20 protein-coding genes are annotated in these 18,987 nt (G+C 32.5%); 7 read left to right on the top strand and 13 right to left on the bottom strand.

All coding sequences use genetic code 11. From position 1 onward, the window contains the following. Positions 1-5 precede the first annotated feature (5 nt). The 7 genes from ftsH (at position 6) to EXC59_RS05485 (ending at position 6,641) form a co-directional block, all read left to right on the top strand. Positions 6-1,925 carry an ATP-dependent zinc metalloprotease FtsH gene (gene ftsH, locus EXC59_RS05515; protein ID WP_162163871.1) on the top strand — a complete coding sequence of 640 codons (1,920 nt, stop codon included), beginning with the start codon at positions 6-8 and terminating at the stop codon, positions 1,923-1,925. Then, complete coding sequence (locus EXC59_RS05510; protein ID WP_162163870.1) at positions 1,915-2,163, top strand: RNA-binding S4 domain-containing protein; 249 nt, start codon at positions 1,915-1,917, stop codon at positions 2,161-2,163. Before ftsH ends, EXC59_RS05510 begins: the two co-directional genes overlap by 11 nt. Before the next feature lie 54 nt (positions 2,164-2,217). After that, on the top strand, positions 2,218-3,705 hold the full coding sequence (gene lysS, locus EXC59_RS05505; protein ID WP_035368240.1) for a lysine--tRNA ligase: 1,488 nt from the start codon (positions 2,218-2,220) through the stop codon (positions 3,703-3,705). Positions 3,706-3,721: 16 nt separating this feature from the next. Next, positions 3,722-4,708: an endonuclease gene (locus tag EXC59_RS05500; RefSeq protein WP_051658917.1), complete on the top strand. Its 987-nt coding sequence runs from the start codon at positions 3,722-3,724 to the stop codon at positions 4,706-4,708. A gap of 58 nt (positions 4,709-4,766) precedes the next feature. Beyond that, on the top strand, positions 4,767-5,315 hold the full coding sequence (locus EXC59_RS05495; RefSeq protein WP_035368217.1) for a DNA-3-methyladenine glycosylase I: 549 nt from the start codon (positions 4,767-4,769) through the stop codon (positions 5,313-5,315). Positions 5,316-5,438: 123 nt separating this feature from the next. Beyond that, positions 5,439-5,708, top strand: coding sequence for a transposase (locus tag EXC59_RS05490; RefSeq protein WP_035368215.1), 270 nt, complete (start codon positions 5,439-5,441; stop codon positions 5,706-5,708). Between the two features lie 291 nt (positions 5,709-5,999). Beyond that, entirely contained in the window at positions 6,000-6,641 is a 642-nt protein-coding gene (locus tag EXC59_RS05485) for an IS3 family transposase (RefSeq protein ID WP_331865029.1), read from the top strand. 36 nt (positions 6,642-6,677) lie between these two features. Here the strand turns inward: EXC59_RS05485 and EXC59_RS05480 are convergent, their stop codons facing one another. The 13 genes from EXC59_RS05480 to EXC59_RS05420 form a co-directional block, all read right to left on the bottom strand. Then, a complete protein-coding gene (locus EXC59_RS05480) occupies positions 6,678-7,142 on the bottom strand; it encodes a hypothetical protein (protein ID WP_035369819.1) in 465 nt (154 codons plus the stop codon). 135 nt (positions 7,143-7,277) lie between these two features. Continuing rightward, complete coding sequence (locus EXC59_RS05475) at positions 7,278-7,829, bottom strand: hypothetical protein (RefSeq protein ID WP_035369821.1); 552 nt, start codon at positions 7,827-7,829, stop codon at positions 7,278-7,280. A gap of 34 nt (positions 7,830-7,863) precedes the next feature. Beyond that, positions 7,864-8,727 (bottom strand): class II fructose-1,6-bisphosphate aldolase, encoded by an 864-nt coding sequence (fba, locus tag EXC59_RS05470; RefSeq protein ID WP_035369823.1) that lies wholly within the window; start codon positions 8,725-8,727, stop codon positions 7,864-7,866. Between the two features lie 82 nt (positions 8,728-8,809). Then, complete coding sequence (locus EXC59_RS05465) at positions 8,810-10,417, bottom strand: CTP synthase (protein ID WP_035369825.1); 1,608 nt, start codon at positions 10,415-10,417, stop codon at positions 8,810-8,812. A 182-nt stretch (positions 10,418-10,599) separates the two neighbouring features. Continuing rightward, positions 10,600-11,151, bottom strand: coding sequence for a DNA-directed RNA polymerase subunit delta (gene rpoE, locus EXC59_RS05460; RefSeq protein WP_035369827.1), 552 nt, complete (start codon positions 11,149-11,151; stop codon positions 10,600-10,602). A gap of 83 nt (positions 11,152-11,234) precedes the next feature. Beyond that, positions 11,235-11,822 (bottom strand): recombination mediator RecR, encoded by a 588-nt coding sequence (recR, locus tag EXC59_RS05455; RefSeq protein WP_035369829.1) that lies wholly within the window; start codon positions 11,820-11,822, stop codon positions 11,235-11,237. After that, positions 11,822-12,100 (bottom strand): YbaB/EbfC family nucleoid-associated protein, encoded by a 279-nt coding sequence (locus EXC59_RS05450; protein ID WP_232034480.1) that lies wholly within the window; start codon positions 12,098-12,100, stop codon positions 11,822-11,824. The genes recR and EXC59_RS05450 overlap by 1 nt, the downstream gene beginning before the upstream one ends. A gap of 14 nt (positions 12,101-12,114) precedes the next feature. Beyond that, positions 12,115-13,803 carry a DNA polymerase III subunit gamma/tau gene (dnaX, locus tag EXC59_RS05445; protein WP_035369833.1) on the bottom strand — a complete coding sequence of 563 codons (1,689 nt, stop codon included), beginning with the start codon at positions 13,801-13,803 and terminating at the stop codon, positions 12,115-12,117. Between the two features lie 58 nt (positions 13,804-13,861). Beyond that, positions 13,862-15,208 carry a tRNA uridine-5-carboxymethylaminomethyl(34) synthesis GTPase MnmE gene (gene mnmE, locus EXC59_RS05440; protein WP_035369836.1) on the bottom strand — a complete coding sequence of 449 codons (1,347 nt, stop codon included), beginning with the start codon at positions 15,206-15,208 and terminating at the stop codon, positions 13,862-13,864. Further along, positions 15,205-15,777: an MgtC/SapB family protein gene (locus EXC59_RS05435; protein ID WP_162164064.1), complete on the bottom strand. Its 573-nt coding sequence runs from the start codon at positions 15,775-15,777 to the stop codon at positions 15,205-15,207. The genes mnmE and EXC59_RS05435 overlap by 4 nt, the downstream gene beginning before the upstream one ends. A 24-nt stretch (positions 15,778-15,801) precedes the next feature. Further along, positions 15,802-16,746: a DHH family phosphoesterase gene (locus EXC59_RS05430; protein ID WP_035369838.1), complete on the bottom strand. Its 945-nt coding sequence runs from the start codon at positions 16,744-16,746 to the stop codon at positions 15,802-15,804. Further along, the gene (locus EXC59_RS05425; protein ID WP_162164065.1) at positions 16,743-17,684 is read right to left on the bottom strand and encodes a DHH family phosphoesterase; all 942 of its coding nucleotides are present in this window, start codon (positions 17,682-17,684) and stop codon (positions 16,743-16,745) included. The genes EXC59_RS05430 and EXC59_RS05425 overlap by 4 nt, the downstream gene beginning before the upstream one ends. A gap of 91 nt (positions 17,685-17,775) precedes the next feature. Further along, on the bottom strand, positions 17,776-18,987 hold the full coding sequence (locus EXC59_RS05420) for a lamin tail domain-containing protein (RefSeq protein WP_035369842.1): 1,212 nt from the start codon (positions 18,985-18,987) through the stop codon (positions 17,776-17,778).

Below are 18,987 nucleotides of genomic sequence, written 5' to 3'. Positions count from 1 at the left end.
AAAATATGAATGTACAAAAAAATCCAAAAAGATCACCTTTTCGTTCAGATTTATTAGTTATTTTCATAATCTTACTTGCTGCTGTTGGTTTCTTCTTCCTTTTAAGCAATATGCAAAAAGGACCTTATCCATTAACAGAAAGTGAATTACTTGTAGCTATCGAAGAAGATAAGATTTCATATATTGAAATTGAATTCCTTGGTGGAGACAATCAAAATATTTACAAAGTAAGTGGTCAATTTACTGTTTCAAATACACCAGAGGGTTATAAAGGATTCACATTTAATATTCATGGTGACCGCTTAGAATTAATTTACGAAGCAGTACACAACTATAATATTGCAAACCCTACAACACCAATTGAATTACAAGTAAATGAACATGTATCAATCGATATTTGGTCAATTATCTCAACAATCTTAATGATTGCAATTCCAGTGGTTATGGTGTTTATATTATTCAGAAGTATGACTTCACAAAACAATAGAGCTCAAGACTTCACTAAGAATAGAGCTAAATTATCAAGAAGTAAAACAGTTAAATTTGATGATGTCGCTGGTGCTGATGAAGAAAAAGCTGAGATGGTTGAATTAATCGACTTCTTAAAAAATCCTAGAAAATATGCTGAAATGGGTGCTAGAATTCCTAAAGGGGTTCTTCTTGTTGGTTCACCTGGTACTGGTAAAACTTTACTTGCTAAAGCAGTTGCTGGTGAAGCAGATGTTCCATTCTTCTCAATTTCAGGTTCTGACTTCGTAGAATTATACGTTGGGGTTGGTGCTTCACGTGTAAGAGACCTATTCAGAGCTGCTAAAGAAAATGCTCCATGTATCATCTTCATCGACGAAATCGATGCTGTAGGTCGTCAACGTGGTGCTGGTTTAGGCGGTGGAAACGATGAACGTGAACAAACACTTAACCAATTATTAGTTGAAATGGATGGATTCAGTGCAAACTTAGGTATTATCATTATGGCTGCTACAAATAGACCAGACGTGTTAGACCCTGCGTTACTTCGTCCAGGTAGATTTGATAGACAAATCACAATGCAAGTTCCTGACCAAAAATCTAGAGAAGCGATTCTTAAGGTTCATGCACGAACTAAGAAATTAGATCCATCAATCAAATTAAGTGATGTTGCGATTAGAATTCCAGGATTCACTGGTGCTGATATCGAGAACTTGCTTAACGAAGCTGCATTACTAGCGGCAAGAGAAAATAGAACAGTTATTACAATGCAAGATATTGATGAAGCAGCTGACCGTGTAACTATGGGCCCTGCTAAGAAATCAAGAAAATATACTCCAAAAGAAAAAGAAATGATTGCTTATCATGAAGCTGGACATGCTGTCATCGGCGTTAAAGTTAGACATGCAACAATCGTTCAAAAAGTAACAATTATCCCTCGTGGACAAGCTGGCGGATATGCATTGCATATGCCTGCTGAAGAAAAATTCACTCAATCTAAGACTGAATTACTTGCAGCTATCACTTCTGCTTTAGGTGGACGTGTTGCAGAAGAAATTATGTTTGATGATGTATCAACTGGTGCTTATGGTGACTTCCAACAAGCAACTCGTATTGCACGTGCAATGGTTACTGAATATGGTATGTCTGCATTAGGACCAATCCAATACGAATCACAACAAGGTAGTGTATTCTTAGGTAGAGATTACTTAAAAGATAAAAACTTCTCTGATGCAGTTGCACTTGAAATCGATAAAGAAGTTAGAAGAATTATTACAGATTGTTACGAAGAAGCTAAACGCGTTATCCTTGAAAATAAAGATTTATTAGACAACATCGCTAAGTACTTAATTAGAGTTGAAACATTAACTCGTAACGATATTGATGAAATCGTTGCTACTGGTAAATTAGCATGGTGGGATAATCAAAATCCGGAGTCTACTGAAGTTGCGAATTGATAAATATTTAAAAGTATCAAGGATTATTAAACGTCGTACAGTTGCAAAAAATGTTGCTGACGCTGATAGAATTTATATTAATGGCTCATTAGCTAAACCTGGTAAAACAGTGAAAATCGGTGATATTGTTGAATTACACCTCGGTTTAAAGGTGATTTCAATCAAAATCACCTCACTTACACCAAGTAAAGATGCTGACATGTATGAATTAATATCAGAAGAAAAACGATCGGTTTGATCGTTTTTTCATGGAATATATATTAAAATAAGGATGTATTTAAGGAGGTACAATATGTTTCCTGAAGATTTAAACGAACAACAAAGAATTAGACGCGAAAAAATGGAAGAACTTAGAAGTTTAGGTGTGGATCCATTTGGTTCAAGATTTGTAAGAAGCCACACAGCAATTCAAATCCATAACGAATTTGGTGGATTTGACCACGATCAATTAGAAGAAAAGAAACAAGAAGTTACTGTTGCTGGTCGTATCATTTTAAAACGTGAACAAGGTAAAGCTGGATTTATCCAAATCCAAGATAGAGATTCTAAAATCCAAGTTTATGTTAGATTAGACCATGTTGGTGAATTTGCTTATAATATTTTCAAAAAATCTGACTTAGGTGATATCGTTGGTATCAAAGGTATTCTATTCAGAACCAAAACTAACGAGTTAACTGTTAAAGCCGATGAATTCATTCACTTAACTAAAGCATTAACTCCACTTCCTGATAAATTCCATGGTTTACAAGATAAAGAAGAGGCTAGACGTCGTCGTTATGTTGACTTAATTGTTAATGAAGATGCACGTAGAGTTGCTAAATTACGTTCTAAGATTATTAGAGCAATCCAACACTACTTTGATAGTAAAGACTTCATGGAAGTTGAAACTCCTGTTTTACACCCAATCTTAGGTGGTGCTGCTGCTAGACCATTCGTTACACACCACAATGCATTAGATATGGACTTCTACTTACGTATTGCTACTGAATTACCTTTAAAACGTTTAATCGTTGGTGGTTTAGAAAGAGTATATGAAATTGGTAGATTATTCAGAAATGAAGGTATTGATGCTAAACATAACCCTGAGTTCACTACTGTTGAAGCTTACATGGCTTATGGTGATGTAACTGACATGATGGATTTAGTTGAAGAATGTATGTCAAGTGTTGCAATGGAAGTTTTAGGAACTTATGATGTTGTATTTGATGATGTAACTATTCACTTAAAAGACTTCAAACGTGCCCACATGGTTGATTTAATTAAAGAACAAACAGGTGTTAACTTCTTTGAAATCAATGATTTAAATGAAGCAGTTGCATTAGCTAAGAAACATAATGTTCCACTAGAAAAACACTTCACATTAGGTCATATCATTGAAGCCTTCTTTGCTGAATTCGTTGAGGACACATTAATCCAACCTACAATCGTTTATGGTCATCCAGTTGAAATCTCACCTCTTGCTAAGAAAAATGCACAAGACCCAAGATTCACTGACCGTTTCGAATTATTTATTAAGGGTTCTGAATATGCAAATGCATTCTCAGAATTAAATGACCCAATTGATCAACGTCAAAGATTCGAAGCACAATTAGAACAAAAATCTAAAGGTGATGAAGAAGCTTCAGAAATGGATGTTGATTTTGTTGAATCATTAGAATATGGTATGCCTCCTACTGGTGGTATCGGTATTGGTATCGATAGATTTGTTATGTTATTAACAAATACTCCAAACATTAGAGACGTTATCTTATTCCCACATGCTAGAAACAAAACTAAATAATTGTTAGGAGCCTTAAATGAAGAAAATACTTCTTATAGTCTTACTCTCATTTTCAATCATTCTTACTTCTTGTCAAAAAACTAAAGAAGTCACAGATTATCCACAAAATCAAAAAGAAACATATGAAATTGCCTTCTATGATGGTGATACCTTACTAGAAAAATCATCATATGCATTAGGTGATTCAATCACAATCATTCCTAATACAAATAAAGAAGGATTTGATTTTATTGGTTGGTATGTTAATAAAGATTTCACAGGAAATCCTTCACAACTAGAATTCATTTATGTATCACAAGATTTAAATTTTTATGGTAAATGGGTATCAAATGGTATTCCAGATATCAATTACGATTTTACTGGTTATTATACTTCACTAAAAGATTTATCTGGAACTGCATTAAAAGATGCTGTAACAAAATTAGTTAAGTCAGCCGGTAAAGCAACCGGTTCTACTGCTCAAGTTAAAGAAGCCGATGCATGGCAAGGCAGCCACTACTTAATTTATACTGGCTTAGGTGCTTATGGTAATCGTGAGCATGTATGGCCAAACTCAAAATTAGGTAATGCCCCTGAATATGATTTACATAACCTTCGCGCAGCAAATGTAGGAGTCAACTCAACACGTGCGAACTACCCATATGGTACAGGCAGTGGTCAATGGAAATTATCTTCTGGTAAATTCTACCCTGGAGATGAACATATTGGTGATGTTGCTAGAATCGTTTTATATATCTCACTTAGATATAATTTAAATATTGATGTTGTTGGTAACTTAGACATGTTCTTACGCTGGCATGAACAAGACCCTGTAAATGAATTTGAATTAACTAGAAACAATCGTATTCAAGGTATTCAACAAAATAGAAATCCTTTTATTGATTTCCCTGAATTAGTTTATGTTGTTTATGGTAAAGCTCAAGTATCTTCAAGTTATGTAACAATTACAAATTACATCTTAAGACCTCAAACTTATTCATTTAACACAATCTTTATACAATAAAAATAGTCTCGCCTTAGGCGGGACTTTTATTTTGGTATAATAACGATGAGGTGATTATATGGAACGATGTGCATGGGCTAATCAAAGTGAAACGGAAAAAAAATACCATGATGAACTTTGGGGTAAACCTTTATATGACTCAAAAGCGTTATTTAAGATGCTCATTCTAGAGAGCCAACAGGCTGGTCTAAGTTGGATTACAATTTTAAATAAGTGGGAAGCATTTGAAGATGCTTATGATCATTTTGACCCTGATAAAATCATTCATTACGATGATGCGAAAATAAATGAGTTAATGAATAATACGGGAATTATTAGAAATCGTATGAAGATTGATGCCACTATTCATAATGCGAAGATGTATTTTAACGTTGAAAAAAAATATGGTTCTTTCAGTGATTTTATATGGTCCTTTGTAGATTATAAACCTATTATTAATCATTATCAAAGTTTAAAAGAAGTACCAGCAACCACACCAATATCTGATAAATTAAGTAAAGCACTTAAAAAAGAGGGCTTTAAATTCTTAGGTCCAACAACTGTTTATGCGTTTATGCAAGCTGTTGGTATGGTTAATGATCATATGGATAATTGTTTCTGTAAATAAAAAACTGCTAAAAGAAACTATTTAATTAAAACGGACAATAATAAAAAAAGCCTAGAGTTATATGCAAACTAATGCATGTAGCTCCATTTTTTGTTTAAGATAGTTTTTAAAGGAGGAAAGAAAATGAGAGAAAGAAAAACAATCAAACATAGACAATATACAATTGAAGAAAAAAATGAAATAGTAATTAATTATCTAACTGGTAAATCAAGTGGTTATACTACTTTAGCAAAACAATTAGATATAGATTCATCTGTGGTTCGAAGATGGGTTAAACAATATCAAACATTTGGAACAACAGTAGATAGATGTGGTATAGCAACCAAAGAAACAACACCAAACAAAGGTAGACCTAAACAACCAATCAAGTATGAAGATATGAGTAAAGAATAATTAATTGAAGAGTTAAAGGTATATGAAGATATAAAAAAACAGATAGCTTACTTAAGGAATCAAAAGAAAAGTATCAAATAATTGATAAATTAAAGTGTAGGTATTCAATCAAGAATTTATGCCAAAGGTTAAAGTGTTCACGAAGCGGTTATTATGATTGAATCGCCCTAGGTAAGCCAAAATATAAATCCTACAATGAAGCAATAAACAAAACTATATTAGACCAATATTTTAAGGATAAAAGACAAGGAATCGAGCGGCTCCAAATGAATATAAAAAGTACACGGCCTCATCCTGACAAGATATTCCGTGTACCGTTATATGAGACTGAATCAAGTTCAGTCAATCATTAGGAAGAAAAAGTTTAGATGGGGCGCTAGACCACACATCAAGATACCTAATCTCCTCAAGAGAGATTTTACCACAGAACGCCCAAATGAAAAATGGAGTATAGATATTAGTTATCTTTTCTGTAAAGAGCGCATACTCTATCTATGTGCAATAAAAAATATGTATGACAAAAGTATAGTAAGTTATAAAATATCTAGATTTATGAGCCATGATTTCGTGTTAAATACAGTAAAAATGGCGATTAGTGATGTCCCGCAGCATCAAAGATTAGGATTAATTATTCACTCTGATCAAGGGGCACAATTCACATCACAAGTGTATTCAAATTTATTAAAAGAAAATAACATTAAACAGAGTGCATCATTTAAAGGAAGCTGTGTGGATAATAGTCCAATAGAATCTTGGTTTAGTTCATTAAAGAGTGAATGTGTGTATTTGAACGATAAAATGAGCGAATCTGAAATGATTTTAAAAGTTGAGGATTATATTAAGTATTACAATGAAGTAAGATTACAAAAGAAAATAAAAGAGCTCGCTCCGATTCAATATCGAAAACAAGCTCTCTCTAGGTTTTTTATTTAATTGTCCGTTTTAAGGGAACTAACTCAAATAGCAGTTTTATTTTTGTTTATATTTTTGAATCATTACACCGATTTTTGAACGTTTGCCATAGGCAATAACGTAATCTTCTTTTAATTCTACATCATCTACATCTAATTGGATCATTGTTTCAGTCCCTATGATTCTAAAGAGCTGGCCTGAATAAGTTACCTTATTGTATCCTTTCTTAGAAAGATTTTTTGATTGGAATGAAATGAACTTCGCGTTTACCTTTTCATATTTATCTTTTTTTAAATCTTTTAAATCTTTGCTTGAAGTCGAAATAAAATAAATATTAAATGACAATAAAATGAGAGCTGCAATAATTAAGATGATGCTGAATATACGCCATGATGGGTCATTTTCTAAAAAGATAACATCATAAATACTAATACCCATTACAGATAATGCTGCTAAGCCAACAAAAATGTTATATCTTAGTCTACCTTGAAGTTTAATTTTTAACAATTCTAATTTAATCATTTTTTATACATCCTTAAATCTCTTTAAAGCCTTTTTTAAGGCATTTATCGTCTACATTCTATTTTAACCGATTAGTAACTCATTTCCAAGGAAAAACGTTAAAATGAGTAAAAAAGGAATGATTTACATCATTCCTTAAATAATACCTAATTCATCTGCAATTTCTAAGAAAATTGTATCTATTGGATAATAGCTTACTTTTAATTTCTTAAAGATTTTTAGTGATTCTTCATCTAAACGTTTAAACATATCTTCTTCAATTTTTTGTTTGTTGTTTAGTTTTTCTATAACTTCTTTTTCAAAGTCAAGGAAGAATTGCATTGCTGATTCATCGACATTAGATTGACTCATTAAATCATTTTGAAAATCGATTGTATTTAGCAATAAATTAACGCTCTTAGCATCTAGGTTTAGTGCTAAGTAATCATTGTTATAAACCGCTTTAAGAATTTTCTTGATTTCTTCTATTTGATCATATACATAATAGAAACCAGTTTCGAAAATCTCATGATCGTCATCACTATATTTCGGATCATCAATTAATTTATCATACATGTAATCTATTACATTTAGTACATTTTCAAATCTGATAATTAGAGGCGAATCTAATTGTTTTAAGTTGTTAATTAATTCACTATGCTCTAATTTCCAAGAAGCATATTCGTGATATATTAATTCATCACGCATGAAAATTCCTCGATTCTAATGTTGTTATTTTTAATTAAGCTTTGTTAACTGATCCGAACATTTCTAACTTTTCAGCAACAACTTTCTTCATTGCTTTATATCCTGGATCTAATAACTTACGTGGGTCGAATCCTTTAGATTCTAAATCTTTACCAGCTAAGATGTATTCTCTTGTAGCTGCTGCGAAAGCTAATTGTAATTCAGTATTAACGTTGATTTTAGCAATACCTAATGAAATAGCTTTTTTAATTTGGTCTGCAGGGATACCTGTACCACCGTGTAATACTAGTGGAACTCCGTTTGTAACTTTAGCAACGTTTTCTAAAACGTCGAATCTTAATCCTGGCCAGTTTGCAGGATATTTACCATGGATATTACCGATACCAGCAGCGAATAAATCTACTCCTGTTTCAGCAATGATACGGCATTCTTCGATGTCAGCGACTTCACCTAAACCGATAACTCCGTCTTCTTCTCCACCGATTGAACCAACTTCAGCTTCTACAGAAACTCCACAAGCGTGAGCTACTGCAACAACTTCTTTAGTCTTCTTTAAGTTTTCTTCAAATGGATAGTGTGATCCATCAAACATTACTGATGTGAAACCAGCGCGAATAGCTTTGAAAGCTCCTTCGTAAGTACCATGGTCTAAGTGAACTGCTACTGGAACAGTAATCTTCATTGCTTTGTCTAAAGCTGTAACCATAGCCATAACGTTTTCGTATCCACCCATGTATTTAGCTGCACCTTCAGATACACCTAAGATAACTGGTGAATTTAATTCTTGAACAGTTGATAAAACTGCTTTGATCCATTCTAAGTTATTGATATTGATTTGAGCAACACCATAACCTTCAGCTCTTGCTTTTTGTAACATATCTTTTGCTGATACTAACATATTATTTCTCCTTTGAATATGATTTTAGCCATAGATATTATATATCTATTTGTCTACTAATACAAATAATTAGAGTATTTTTTTATTTAATTTTGTGATTTTGTAGAGTTGCCCCAATAAAATCTCTAAATAATGGATGTGGTCTTAAAGGTCTAGATAAGAATTCTGGATGATATTGAACTGCAACATACCAAGGGTGTTTTGGAAGTTCAATCACTTCAACAAGATTTCTTTCTTTATTAATTCCACTAATAACCATATCTTTTGATTCGAAAATTTCACGATAAGTATTATTAAATTCATAACGATGGCGATGACGTTCTTCAATGTGTTCTACACCATAAGCGCGTTTAGCTACTGAACCATCTTTTAACTCACAACCAAATAATCCTAATCGTAACGTTCCACCTAAATCTTCTGGGTTCTCTGGTTGAATCGTAATGATTGGATTTTTAGTATTCGGATCAATTTCAGTTGTATTTGCATCTAAAATACCTAAAACATTTCTAGCATATTCAATTGATGCTAGTTGCATACCATAACAAATCCCGAAGAATGGAACGTTATTTTCTCTTGCATACTTGATTGCAGCTAATTTACCTTGTGTTGCACGTTCTCCAAATCCACCAGGAACTAAGATACCATCACAACCATTTAATGCTTCTTTCACATTATCATCATTTACTTTTTCTGCATTTAGCCATTTGATTTTTACATGTGTGTTATGGAAATAACCAGCGTGTTTTAATGACTCAGATACTGATAAGTATGCATCTTGTAAAGTAACATATTTACCAACTAAACCAATCGTTACAGAATGTTTTAAGTTTTTAATTCTATAAATTAAATCTTCCCATGGTTTCATATCAGGTTCATTTGAGTTTTCTAAGTTGAAATGTTTAAGAATATAATCATCAATACCTTGTTTTCTTAAGTTTAAAACGGCTTCATAAAGCACTTCTACATCTATTGATTCAAACACACCTTCTTTAGGCACGTCACAAAATAACGCGATTTTTTCTTTGACTTGATCAACAATCTTCACTTCACTTCTTAAAATGATTACATCTGGTTGAATACCTAAAGATCTTAATTCTTTTACGGAGTGCTGTGTTGGTTTTGTTTTAATTTCGTTAGATGCTCTTAAGAATGGTACAAGTGTATTATGAATATACATTGTATTTTGATAACCAAAATCACGTCTTGCCTGACGAATTGCTTCTAAATATGGAAGCGACTCAATATCTCCTACTGTTCCACCAATTTCCGTGATGATGACATCAGCACCTGAATGATTTGCTGCATCAACCAACTTTGATTTTATTTCATCTGTTACGTGTGGAATCACCTGAACAGTTGCCCCGTGATAATCCCCGCGACGTTCTTTGGCTAACACTGATTGATAGATTTTACCAGTTGTCACTGATGATTCTTTTGATAAATTTATATCAATAAATCTTTCATAGTGGCCTAAATCTAAATCTGTTTCCGCTCCATCGTCGGTGACAAAAACTTCTCCATGTTGATATGGACTCATTGTACCTGGATCAATATTAATATATGGATCAAACTTTTGCGTAAATACTTTAAGTCCCCTAGACTTTAATAACTGACCAATTGCTGATGCAGATATACCCTTTCCTAGTGAAGATACCACTCCACCTGTTACAAATATGAATTTTGTCGCCATATGAAACGAACCTTGCCTTCCTTTAAATCATTATAAAAAATATAAAAGTCTCCCATGACAGGAGACTTTCGTTTTTAGGTGTGCCCTTATTAATTCTATCAAACTATATATGAGAACTCAACCAATATCCTATAAAATGAAATATTATGTTTTTATCAAACAAAAAAGAGGCTAAAAACCTCTTAATTGTCGTACATATCCTCGTAGTCGTCCATGATGTCATTATAGTCATCTTCATCATAGTCAGAATCATCGTCTAAATCTAGATCAACGTCATCCAAGCCTTCGTCTTCATCAGTAGATTCTAAATCTAATCCAACGTCAACATAAGCTTTTTCTTCAATGACTTCTTCATCAAGTTCTTCTTCATCTTCGTAGTCATCTTCTTCTTCATCTGATTCAATATCATCTAAGTTAAACTCAGAGAAGTCAATTTCATCATCTTCAATTTCTTCAATTTCTTCTGGTTGAATAAATGCATATCCATCTTTATCCCAAAATTCTAAATTGCCATCTTTTAATGACCATTTATCATCCCCGACAAAAACGAATTTACCGCTTAAAGTAATATCCATGTAAAGTTGAGTCATTGCATCTACATCTTCAGGATCTAATCCTTTTTGTTTTGCAGCCGTCTCAATTAACTCATAAATGGAGATTGGCTCTGCACTGTTTTTAAGAATTTCTTCTATAATGTCTAACAAGGACAATTCATTCATATTTACGTCAGCCATTTTACACCCTCCTAAAAAAACCGTCTATATTGTATATTAAAGTGTGCAATAAAGCAACACCTTTTTTCATAAAAGTGAATTATTTAGTATTTTTGTCTATTTTCAACAGCCTTAATGAGGGTAAGTTGGTCTGCATATTTTAATTCTGCACCAACAGGAAGCCCGTAGCCAAGTCTCGTGATTGCAATTGTATCTGTTTGAAATAATGTTTTTAAATACTGGGCAGTTAGTTCACCTTCAACTGTTCCATTTGTTGCGATAATTAATTCTTTCGCTTCTTTAACTCGTTTACTCAAAGAATCGATATTCAAATCCTTTGGTTCGATACCTTTTGAAAAGTCGATTAGACCACCTAAGACATGATAGCTTCCAAAAAAGTTTTCTGTTCTTTCGATTGCATAAACGTCTTTTGAATCTTGAACAACCATGATTGTATGTTGATCACGATTATGATTACTGCAAATTTCACATGTTTCAGAATCTGTTAATAATCCACAGACATTACAGTACTTAATTTTTGATTTTAATTCCACTAAGTGTGTTCCAAACGCATTTAAATCTTCATCATCCCAATTGGTTAAGTGAAGTGCTAAACGTTCAGCGGTTTTCTCACCAATACCAGGAAGTTTTTTAAGGTCTGAGACTAAATCAAGAATGACTTTTGGATACATTAGAATCCAAAACCGCCCATACCACCAGTGAATTGGCCCATTGTTTCTTCTTGTCTCTTATCGATTTGTGCTAATGCATCATTTACTGCTAATAAAATAGCATCTTGTAACATTTCAACTTCATCTAATAACGCTTCATCAATTTTAACATCAATAACTTGTCTTGTGCCTTGTACAACAACTGTTACGCCTGAAGCTTTACCAGTGAATTCTGTTGATTCTAATTCTTCTTGTGCATCTTGCATTTGTTTTTGAATTTTTTTTAATTTATTTAACATATTTGGATTCATAATTATTCCTCTACTTTCACTAATTCTTTTCCAAAATATTCTTCTGCGAATGATACTAATGGATCTTTTGCTTGTTCCTCTACTGTTTCTCCTTCGAAAACTTCATAGAGATGTAAATCTATTGGTTTAAGTTTAGGTTTCGTTGTACCTACATTATACTGTTCAGCATAATCGCTCTTTAATCTTAACCAATCTGGTTTTAAAAGTACAGTATAATCTTTAATTAAGTTAGATTTACTATTAATAATTTGTAAAACCTTTTCTTTTACATCGGGTTTTAACATTGCATGTGCAGAAATGAAATCATCATATACAATTAACATTTTATTGTTGCCGACTGCTTCTAATGAACCTTCACTTAATAATTCTGCTACACCTTTTAAGAGTGGTTGATCATAATCTTTTAATGCATCCCAGCCCTTTTTAAGTAAAGCACGTTTCTCTCTGTCCCCGTTATTTAAAATTTCTTCAATTTCTTTTACCGTAACAAGAGGTTTTCTATTTTGTTTAACTTCTTGAACTTTTTCTTTAACTGGTTCTTTAACAACTTCAACTACTGGTTGTTTATTTAGCTTATCCTCTAAATTATGTAGTTGCTGTTTAAGCGTGTCAATCTTCGTTTCTAGCTCAATTAAATTAATTGATTCATGATTAATCATTTTTAATATGGCTAGCTCTAAGTATGCACGTTTAGTTGTTGTATATTTTAAGTCCTGTTGCAAGTTGTTTAATATATCTAAATAAGCATAAATTCTTTGTGTACTTAAGTGTTTAAGTTCGGGATATTTTGTTTCATCTTTAATCTTATCTAAAAGAATATCACGTAAAGCTAAGATTAAATCTGAAACCATTCTTGTGATGTCTTTACCTTCACTTAATACACGGTTTAAGAAATCTAATGCCTTTTGGGGTTTTGAATCAATGATGTAATTTAAAAGTTCTGTGATAAATCGTTTTGATAATCCACCTGAAACTTTATAAACATCTTCTTCACTAATTTCATTTTCAGAAAAAGAAACCACTTGGTCTAATAGTGATAATGCATCACGCATACCACCTTCAGAAGTTTGTGCAATCGCATAGATTGCATCATCTGTTATTTTTAAATTTTCTTTATCTGCAATTTTTCTAATATTGTTTTCAATATCAATAGAATCAATGTTTTTAAAATCGAATCTTTGACAGCGTGATAGAATCGTTGCAGGTACTTTATGAATTTCTGTAGTTGCTAGAATGAAAACCACATATTTAGGTGGTTCTTCTAGTGTCTTTAAGAGTGCGTTGAATGCCGCTGTTGTTAGCATGTGGACTTCATCGATGATATAAACTTTATACTTACCAACACTTGGTGCGTATTTTACTTTATCTCTTAAATCACGAATTTCATCAACACCATTGTTTGATGCAGCGTCAATCTCAATGATATCAGGTACATCACCTTTATCAATACCTTTACATACACTACATTCTCCACAAGGATCAGCAATTGGTGCTTTCTCGCAGTTAAGTGCTTTAGCAACAATTTTAGCAATTGAGGTTTTACCGGTTCCTCTTGGACCTGAGAAAATATAAGCGTGCCCAAACTTATTATTTTTTAGGGCATTTTGTAAAGTTTGTACAACAACTTTTTGGCCGTAAACTTCACTAAATGTCTTTGGTCTATAGGTTCTATATAATGCAACATAACTCATATTTTTCACCCTTTCAATCGCTTTTGTTTAATTATTATAACATAATAATTGCTAATTTTTATTTTCCTAAACAGAATTTAGAGAATAATTCAGTTAATAAATCACCGTAATTGGCATTACCTAAAATTTCTCCTAGTAAGTTCCAAGCACGCGTTAAATCAACCGCATATAAATCAACCGGCATATCCATGTTAATTCCATCAACCACACTCTCAAGTGCAGTTCTTGCTTCTTTTAATTTTTGAATATGTCTAACATTTGATAAGTAGTTGAAATCTTTATCATTTAACTTATCTAGTTTTAGTGTTCTTAGAATTTCTTTTTCTAAGTTTTCTAAACCATCTTTTGCTAAACTCGATATCTCAACAACTGTTTCAATTTCTAACTTCTTAGGTAAATCTTTTTTATTTCCGATGATAATACGATTATAGTTCTTTGTTTCTTCTAATAAGTCTTTATCTAGATCGGTAAGATTTTTACTTAAGTCTAAAACCAGTAAAACTAGTTCTGCTTGTTCTAACGCTTTCTTACTTCTTTCAACGCCAATCTTTTCAACAAAGTCATCTGTTTTTCTAATCCCTGCAGTATCAATTAACTGTAAAGTAATACCGCCTAAGTTAACATATGCATCAATGGTATCTCTTGTTGTACCTTCTACATCAGAAACAATTGCGCGCTCTTCATCTAATAAAGCATTTAATAATGAACTCTTACCAACATTAGGTCGCCCAACAATGACTGTTTTCACACCTTCTCTAATGTATTGGGTCTTTTTTGAATGAACTAAAATATCATTAATCTCTTCAATTAAGCCAATCACTCTTGGATAAATGATTTCTTTGCTCATCACAATTGCATCATCATACTCAGGGTAATCAATGTTAACCTCAATTTGAGCAATCATTGTTAAGACTTTTGATTTTAATTTTTCAATCATATCAGAAGTTTTTCTTCCCAATGCACGGTTAGCAACCTTAATTGCATTTTCGTTAGTTGCGTGAATTAAATCCATGATTGCTTCTGCTTGTACTAAGTCAATACGCCCATTTAAATAAGCTCGCTTACTAAACTCACCTGGTTCAGCCATTTTAATCCCAGTATCTAATACACGTTCTAGTACCTTTTGCGTAATTAAAACACCACCATGAGTAGAAATCTCAACGACATTTTCTTTTGTAAATGATTTGGGCGCAATAAAAACACTCACCATAACTTCATCTAAAATTGATCCATCTTCATTTAAGATGTGACCATAGTGAATGGTGTGACTTTTTACCTTTGTTAAATCCTTACCCTTAAATATTAAGTTTACTTTTTCCATCGCTTCATCGCCTGAAACACGAATAACTGAAATACCCGCTGTTCCAATTGGTGTTGCAATAGCTGCTATTGTGTCAAATTTCATTTTTCTTCTTCACTAACCTGAACTGTAATTTTTTTATTTGGATTTAATCTTGCACCAATACTATTTTTGTTTGATCTTAGTGGATTAAGTCCTCGTTTTAAATCTCTTATTGTAATAAAGATAACAACAAATAATCCAAAGAATGCACCTTCCCATAAATGGCCAGAACCGCATACTATACCTAATAAAGCACTGAACCATAAAGTTGCAGCTGTTGTTATTCCGTGAATGATATTTTTGTTATCTTTCATAATTACGCCAGCACCAATAAACCCAATACCAGAAACAACTTGTGCAATAACACGTTGTCCTTCTGGGTCAAGCCCGGCATTAATTTGATCATAATACATAATACGTTGTACCAATGAAATCATTAATGCACCTAAACCAACTAAAACGTGAGCTGAAATCCCAGCAGCTTTTCCAACATTTTGTCTTTCCAATCCAATATAGAATGTGACGCCAAACACAATTGCCATTGGAATCACAATCACAAATAACCATTCTTCCAACGTTAAGAAATCTGATACTAAATCAAAACCTTCTGGAAGATCAAATAAGAAATTCATCTGTTACTACCCCCTAAATAGTAATTATAAAACTTCGTGTACTGCGTTAATAAATGAATCTAATTCATCCCAACTATAAAGTGTAGCTCCACTCGCTTTCGCATGTCCGCCACCTCTAAATTGATTTGCAACTTTATCAATATCTGGTCCATTAGAACGTAATCTTACTCTAATTTCGCCTTTATCTTCAATAAAGATTGCCCAAACTGGGAATCCTTCAATACCACCTAACATATTCACAACTGAACTTGCTTCTTCATATGAAAGATTATATTGATTTCTAATATCTTCAGTAATCTTTAAGTAAACAAAGCCTTTGTCGGTTGTAATAAAGTTACCATATACGTAACCTTTAAACTTAATAACTTCTAATGATTCGCTTGATAAATGTTTGTCAATTTCTTCTACATCTGCACCTTTAGTTAGTAAAAGACCTGCCATATTGTGAGTTAATTCAGTTACACCACGATATTTGAAGCGACCAGTATCTGTTAAGATTCCTGTGTACATTGCAACCGCTCCTGGTTTAGTAATCTTGAATTTTTTAATCTTTGTTGAGAAGTATGCCATCATTTGTGCACATGAAGGGAAGTTTGTGTCTACCCATCGTAAGTCACCATATTGATCAATTGGAATATGGTGATCAATTTTAATTACTTCTAAACCTAACTTATAGTTTTGGTTAGAAACGCGTTCAGCTGTTGCTGTATCAACAACAATTGATAGTGCATCTTTGTAGAAGTCTTCACTTAAATCATTTGGAACAATAATATCAGGTGTACCAACAAATGATACATATTCACTTGTTTCACCAGTCACATAAACTTCTTTGTTAGGAAATGCGTTTTGAATCATATTTTTTAATCCAAATTGTGCACCGTAACAATCTCCATCTGGACGCTTGTGACCATAAATAATAATCTTGTTATGTTTTTTAATCTTCTTATAAATTTCTTTTAGAACGTTCATGCTCTTTCTCCTGCTCTTTCATTTAAATCTTTTATCATTAAGTTAACTTCATCCATAGATTTTAACGTTGCACCACATGCATTTGCATGTCCGCCACCGCCATATTTTTTTGCAAGATCAACAATTGAAATACCGCGACTTCTTAATTCAGCAATATATAGGTCGTTTTCATCTTGGGTGAAACTTGCCCAAATAAATACTTCTTTAATGCCCGACATTTGATTGACCATACCACGGGATACAGATTGAAAATCCAATCCACTTTGCTTAACTAATTCTTTTGAGTTAATTCTATATGCAACTAAGTTTTCTGTTAATTCAAAGCTTTGGAACATTGATTTCACTTTTCGTCTTGCTAAATCTTCTAAATACAAGAAGTCATAAAGTTTTTGAATATCCGGTTGTTGTTTCATGATTTCTGATGCCATTAAAAATGCGTGTGAGCCGTTTTCGGGTTTAATATACATAAATCTACCGGAATCACCAATTATACCTGAAATCAAGTGATTTGAGGCTTCCTGGTTTAATATAAGCTCATTATTAATTGCTAATCTTGTGATTAGTTCTGCACAAGAAATGACACTTGAATCTTTATAAAAAATATCTGGATTTAAGTCTGTGTCGTTTAAGTGATGATCAACAACAATTAACTCTTTACCTAATGTATAGCGTTCATCTGATACTAATGCTTTTACAGAGGTATCTAAGACAAAGACTAAGCTATCTTTATAAATTTCATCACTAATTTCATCCATTTTTGTATTAAATGGATAGGGTGATGCGTCTCCAACAACATATATCTTTTTCTCTGGGAAATTGAATTTTAAGACTTCTTTCAATCCCATTTGAGATCCATATGCATCTAAATCTGGTCTTGTATGACGGTGAATAATAATTGATTCATATGATTTAATTTTTTTTAAAATTTGTTTTTCCATTCTAAATCACCTAACCTCCATAAATCTATATAGTATATCACAGAATAGATAAAAAAGATACATGGTATATACCATATATCTTTCTAATTAATTACCAAGGAAGAGGTAAATGTGGTTTCCAGTTTGGATTTGTCGTAGCTAATGCACCAACACCACCATTAGCTTGATAGTTCCAGTCAGGAGATTTTTCTCCATTTGGGTTTGTTGGATAACCATGGATTCCCCATCCATTAGCTTTCGCATTCTCTTCAGCAAATTTTAAGAATGTTAAATATGGAATATCTTTATATGTCAATAGTAAATCATATGACTCAAAACTTAATGGTACTTGAGTTAATCCTTCTGCAGCAATCATAAATTGGCTTAGGTGACCATTTACCCACACTAATGAAAGGTTTCTTCCATTACCTTCTGTTAATGAATAATTTGGAATAGATTGTAGTTGTAATGTCTTAGTTGAAGCATTAACTAATAAGTATTCTTTATTGTATTTACTTGCTACATAGCCCCATGGTTGTGCATTTACATAACTACCGTTAACTTCTGGTGTGTTAATGTAATAATAACGAACAGAGCCACCAGGGAATCCATCTTTAGCAACAAACCAAGCTGTATCACCATCAGCAATACTTTGTAGTGTTGTTGTGATAACACCGCCATTTCCAACAGTTGGACGTGTGGGATTAACATAAGTTGTTTCTAAATATCTTTGTTCAAGTTTTGGACCCTTTAAGATATCTTCTACAGTTTTAATTTCATGATTATCATTTTTTAAATATTGATAAGCATTTGGAACATATGAAATAAATTTAGTAAATTTATATTCCATTGATGGAGCATACTCTTCTTTAAGTCCTGTTCTAATGATTGTTAAATTAAATGCAAATACTGAGTCAGAACCAATTGTACCAACTAAGTCGATGCCCTTCTTATTGTATGCTAATTCAATTGCGTCATTACCATTAAATGGCAAGAAGTTTTCATAAACTAAATCTATTTTCGCTTTTACATTTGAATCAGTATGGAAACTACTTCCAATAACATAATAGCCTTCTGATTCAATTGAACCTGTTAAGGCAATCGTTTGATTGACTTCTTTAGATCCATTTGTGTAAATTTGAATTGAATAATTTTTTAATTCAATCGCTTTTTCAGATGCGTTATATAATTCAATTAAATTATCTTCTTGCGCTTCTGATGTATACACTTTTGAAATCACAAGTGGTTTTGCTTCGTTTTTGCCACAAGCAACTAGTACAAATGCTGCAAAAACAAAAATAATACTTAATAATGTTTTCTTCAT

Origin of the sequence: Acholeplasma hippikon (genome assembly GCF_900660755.1) — a bacterium.
GTDB classification, from domain to species: domain Bacteria; phylum Bacillota_I; class Bacilli_A; order Acholeplasmatales; family Acholeplasmataceae; genus Acholeplasma; species Acholeplasma hippikon.
This window is presented reverse-complemented; position numbering and strand designations above follow the sequence as displayed.